1 protein-coding gene is annotated in these 5,933 nt (G+C 67.5%); it reads right to left on the bottom strand.

What is annotated here, in order from left to right; all coding sequences use genetic code 11:
- Positions 1-5,768, bottom strand: a 5,768-nt coding sequence (locus tag ACIQNU_RS43725) for an amino acid adenylation domain-containing protein (protein ID WP_401378292.1), incomplete at its 3' end; no start/stop codon positions are given.
- Positions 5,769-5,933: the final 165 nt, after the last annotated feature.

The following is a 5,933-nucleotide window of genomic DNA, read 5'->3' as shown; positions in this document are numbered from 1 at the left end:
GCGTGATACGCCTCCAACACCTCACCCAAAACAATCGGCACACTCCACCCATCCAAAAGCAGATGGTGATAACTCCACACCAACTGATGCCGGTCCGCCCCGAACCGCACCAACGCGAGCCGCACCAACGACTCCGCCGAGAAATCCACCCCCCGCGCCCAGTCCTCCGCAAGGAACTCCTCGTACGCCTCCCGCCGCCGCTCCTCATCGAGCCGCGAAAGGTCCACCTCCCGCAAGGGCAGGGGCACAGACCGGGAGACGACCGCCAGCGGCTCGGCCACCCCTTCCCACACCACCGCGGAACGCAGCACCTCGTGCCGGGAGAACACCAACTCCCACGCCCGCTTCAGCGCGTCAAGGTCCAACTCACCTTCCAGCAGAAGGCCGTTCTGCACCCAGTACATGCCAGGGTCCTCGGACAGTTGGGTGTGGAAGAGCATGCCCTTCTGCAGGGCGGTGAGCGGGTAGATGTTCTCGATGTCGGTGGGGATGCGGGCCGCGACCTGGTCCAGCGCGGTCTGGTCGATGGGCGCGAGCGGGAAGTCGGACGGGGTGGGTCCGCCGACGCCGGGACGGCAGCAGTACTCGATCAGGTCACCCAGCACCTCGACATAGCGCTCGGCAAGCTCCGCGATCGTCGCCTCGTCGTGCACCTCAACGCCGTACGTCCACACCATCTCCAGACGGCCGTCGGCCACCTGACTGTTGACCTCGATGAGATGGGGGCGCTCACCCTCGGCCGACTGTGCCGCGCCGAGCGCGTCGCCGGACGACCTGAAACGGACGCCGCTGTTGTCCTGGGCTGCGCCTGCCGTGTCGGATCGGCGACCGGACTGTCCGAGGTAGTTGAAGCTGACCTCGGCCTGACCCTCCGGAACCCAGTCGGTCAGATGACGCAACAGCCCGTAATCCAGCCCCTTACGCGGAACACCACGCAAACACTCCTTCGTACGCCGCAACAACCCACCCAAATCACCATCCACCAACCCGCTCAGAACCACCGGATACACACTCGTGAACCAACCCACCGTCCGCGACACATCAATACCGGCGCCGACGTCCTCACGACCATGACCCTCAACATCCACCACCACCGAACCCGTCCCCACCCACTCCGTCAACACCGCACCGAGCACACTCAGCAGCACATCATTGATCTGTGTCCGATACGCGGCCGGCACCTCACGCAGCAACCGCTCCGTCAACCCCGACCCCAACTCCACACTCACCCGCCGCGCCCCCGACACCGGATTCCCACCCGCCCCCGACACACGCGGCAACTCCACCACCGCACCCTCCACCGCCCGCCACAACCCCGCCCCCGCCACCACCTCCGGCGACACCGCCAACTCCGCCAGACGCTCACCCCACGCCTTGAACGACGACGTCTTCAACCCCAGCTCCACCACCGTCAAACCCCGCTCGACCTGCGCATACGCCGAAGCCAAATCCTCCAGCAGCACCGGCCACGACACCGCATCCACCACCAGATGATGAGCCACTACCAGGACGAGCTGATGCCCGTCAGAGCCCAGCTCGAACAGCGCCACCCTGAACAGCGGACCCCCCGCCAGATCCAGGCTCGCCTGCACTTCCGTGGCCCGCGCCTCCAAAAACGCCGCCTCATCCGCACCCGTCACACCACGCGCATCAACCACCGACACCAAGTCAGACGCCTCGGCAGCCACCACACGACCCACCCAATCCCCGTCACGCACCTCAAAACGGGAACGCAACGCATCATGCTGACCCACCACCGCACCCACCGCCCCACGCAACAACCCCACATCAACCCGCCCCTCCACCTCCAACACCGTCGACTGATTGAAATGCCCCGCCCGAGGCAACCCCCGACCCAAAAACCACCGCTGAACCGGAGACAACGGAAACTCCCCCACCACCACACCCTGCTCCGCAACCACCACACTCTCCCCCGACGCCACCCGCGCCAGACCCCCCACCGTCTGATGATCAAACAACTGCGCCACCGACACATGCACACCCAACTCCCGCGCCCGAGCCACCACACGAATACTCACAATCGAGTCCCCGCCCAGCTCAAAGAAGTTGTCCGTCACACCCACCCGCTCCACACCCAAAACCTGAGCCCAGACCTCGGCAAGGATCCGCTCGACGTCGGTGTCCGGCGCGATGTAGTCGCCCGCCGAGCCGACGCGGGAGTCCTCAGGGTCGGGGAGCGCGGCACGGTCGAGCTTGCCGTTCGGGGTCAGCGGCAGCGCCGCCAGCTCCACGAAGGCGGACGGGATCATGAAGGCGGGCAACGACTGCTGCAAGTGGTCCCGCAGATCGCTGACGGCAGGGATACCCTCGGCCTGGGACTCGGGGACGACGTACGCCGCGAGGCGCTGTTCGTTCCCGGCCCCGAAGGTGGTCACCACGGCGGTGCGCACCCCTGGGTGGGCGGCCAGCGCCGTGACGATCTCGCCCGGCTCGATCCGGAACCCACGCACCTTGACCTGGTCGTCCACCCGGCCCAGGAATTCCAGTTCCCCACCCGGAAGCGAGCGCACCCGGTCGCCTGAGCGGTACATGCGGGTGCCGTCCCCGGCGAAGGGGTCGGCGACGAATCGCTCGGCGCTCAGGGCCGGCCGGTCACGGTAGCCACGTGCCACACCGGTACCGGCGATGTACAGCTCACCGGCCACACCGATCGGGACGGGGCGAAGGTGGGCATCGAGTACGTAGGCGCGGGTGTTGGTCATCGGCGTACCGATCGACGGCACACCCTGACCCTCCGGATCAAGGACAGCGATACTCGCGCACACCGTGGCCTCGGTCGGGCCGTACGCGTTGAGCAGCCGGTATTCGCCACGCCATACGGCAGCCGCAGCCTCCTCCAGTTGCTCACCCGCCGTCACCAGCGTCCGCAGACCCACCAGATCGGCGGGGTCCAGTACGGCGAGGAGCGACGGCGGCAGTGTCGCCACCCGTATCTCACGCTCCCGCACCAACGCGGCCAGGGCGCGGGGCTCAGCCCGCTCTTCGGCCGTGGCCACCACCAGCCGGCCACCCGCCACCAACGTCACCACGACCTCGGACACCGCAGCATCGAAACCGAACGGCGCGAACTGCAGCACACCGTCACCCACACCGACGCCAAACGCCTGTGCCTGCGCCAACGCCAGATTCACGACACCACGGTGCGCGACCTGCACACCCTTCGGCCGACCCGTCGAACCCGACGTATAAATCACATACGCCAACTGATCCGGAGAGGTCGGCACGACGTCCGGCGCCGTCGCGGGCAGTTCCGTCAAGGCGGCTGCGACTGCTGGCGCGTCCAGCCGGATCACTGTCTCCGCGGACAGGCCCTCGGCCGCCGAGCCCTCACAGACGAGCACCCGAACACCGCTGTCGGCGAGCATGAACTCAAGCCGCTCGGTGGGGTATTCGGGGTCGAGCGGCAGATAGGCACCACCCGCCTGCCACACCGCGAGCGCTGCCGCGACCATGTCGATGCCACGCGGCAGGCACAGGGCCACCACGGTGTCCGCGCCGACGCCCGCACTGCGCAGATGGTGTGCGAGACGGTTCGCACGCGCCAGTAGAGCCCCGTACTCCAGGGATGCGTCGCCGCACACCACCGCTACCGCATCCGGGCATGCGGCGGCCCGTGCCGCGATCAGCTCGTGCACACCGCCTACTGCGGGCAGCAGCTCGGCAGTGTCATTCCGCTCGTGCACCAGCTCGGACCGCTCGGCCTCGGTCAGCATCGGCAGATCGTCGACGCTCCGGCCTGCGTTCTCGGCGAGGGCGTCGAGGAGCGTGACGAGGTGGCTCGCCATTCGCTGGATCGTGGCACGGTCGAACAACTCACTGCTGTACTGGAACTCTCCCGAGAGCGCGTCTCCGGACGCTCCCAGCGTGACCACGAGATCGAACCTGACGGGCAGCGCGTCCGGGTCGGGTCCCTGCTGGTCGGCGGAGTCCTCGGTCTCGGGCGCGGCAGCTTCTTCGGCTTCTTCGGCTTCGTTCGACTGGCCGTTGTCGTAGTCGAACAGGACTTGGAAGAGGGGGCTGCGCGAGCGGTCCCGCTCCGTGACAAGTTCGTCCACGAGCTGCTCGAACGGTACGTCCTGGTGTGCGTACGCACCGAGCGTTGTCTCTCGCACCCGGCCGAGGAGTTCGGCGAAGGTGGGATCGCCGGACAGGTCGGTACGCATCACGAGTGTGTTGACGAAGAACCCGATGAGGTCCTCGGTCTCGGCACGGTTGCGGTTCGCGACCGGTGTGCCCACCACCACGTCATCGGTCCCCGCATACCGGCCCAGCAGAATGTTGAAGGTCGCCAGCAAGGTCATCGACATGGTGGCGCCACCCTCGCGGGAGATGGCGCGCAGTCGCTGTGCCGTCTGCGCCGACACGGTGAGGTCGACGGATCCGCCCTTGGTGGAGCGGACGGCGGGGCGGGGTCGGTCGGTGGGCAGTTCGAGCGTCGGTACGCCACCGAGCCGGTCACGCCAGTACGCGAGCTGGGCATCGAGGACGTCACCGGTCAGCCACCCGCGCTGCCAGACCGCGAAGTCCGCGTACTGCACCGCCAGCGGCGGCAGCGGATCCGGATCCCCCGCACGGAACGCCTCGTACAACGCGGTCAGCTCACGCCGCAGAATCCGGCCCGACCACTCGTCCGACACCACGTGATGCATGGACAGCGCCAGCACATGTTCGTACTCATGCTCATGCGCATTTTCATGCGCTGCAACCCTGACCAGCGTCGCCCGCAGCAACGGCCCCCGCGCCAAGTCGAAGGGAACCCGCGCATCCGCCGCCACCACCGCCCGCACCGCAACCACCGGATCCGCCCCGGCCGGCACCTCCACCACCCGCAACTCAACAGGCGCCGCCTCATCGATCACCTGATGAGCCACACCATCCGCACCCGCCACCAGACGCGTCCGCAACACCTCATGCCGCGCCACCACCCCGCTCAACGCCGCACCCAACGCCGCCACATCCAGGGCGCCGTCCCAGCGCAGCGACGTCGACAGGTTGTACTCGGACGATCCCGGTTCCAGTTGGTCGAGGAACCACAGGCGCTGCTGGCCGAAGGACAGCGGCAGCTCCCGGTCCCGGTCGACGGCGACCACGGGGGGAGCGACGACGGCGGTGCCTGCGCTCTCGATCACTGCGGCGAACTGCCGCACGGTCGGCTCGTCAAAGAGCGCCGAGAGCGCCACCTCGACGCCGAACACCTCGCGGACGCGGGAGATCACCTGGGTGGCGAGGAGCGAGTGCCCGCCCAGCTCGAAGAAGTTGTCCTCTGCGCCCATCTCTTCGGCGCCCAGAACCTGTGCCCACACCTCGGCCAGGATCTGCTCCACCTCGGTACGTGGTGCGACAAAGCCCGTCTTGTCCTGAAGCACGCTGTCGGGGGCCGGAAGTGCGGCGTGGTTGAGTTTGCCGTTGGCGGTCAGCGGGAGTTCACCCAACTCCACGAACACCGACGGAACCATGTACTCCGGCAACCGCCCACCCACAAACGCACGCAACTCCCCCACCGACGGCATCCCCCCACCCCCACCACCCGGACCATCCGGAACCACATACGCCACCAAACGACGCCCCACACCCTCACCACTCGCCACCACCACCGCAGACCCCACCCCCACATGCCCCACCAACACAGCCTCCACCTCACCCGGCTCCACCCGGAAACCCCGCACCTTCACCTGACCATCCACCCGCCCCACAAACTCCAACCGCCCATCCCCCAACCACCGCACCCGATCCCCCGTCCGATACATCCGCGAACCATCCCCCGCAAACGGATCAGCCACAAACCGCTCACCCGTCAACCCCGCACGCCCCACATACCCCCGCCCCACCTGAACCCCACCCACAAACAACTCCCCCACCACACCCACCGGAACCACACCCAAAAACCCATCCAACACATACACCCGCGAACC

This window comes from Streptomyces sp. NPDC091292, assembly GCF_044757265.1.
Lineage (GTDB): Bacteria > Actinomycetota > Actinomycetes > Streptomycetales > Streptomycetaceae > Streptomyces.
The sequence above is the reverse complement of the archived record's forward strand: the minus strand, read 5'-3'. Positions and strand labels throughout refer to the sequence as shown.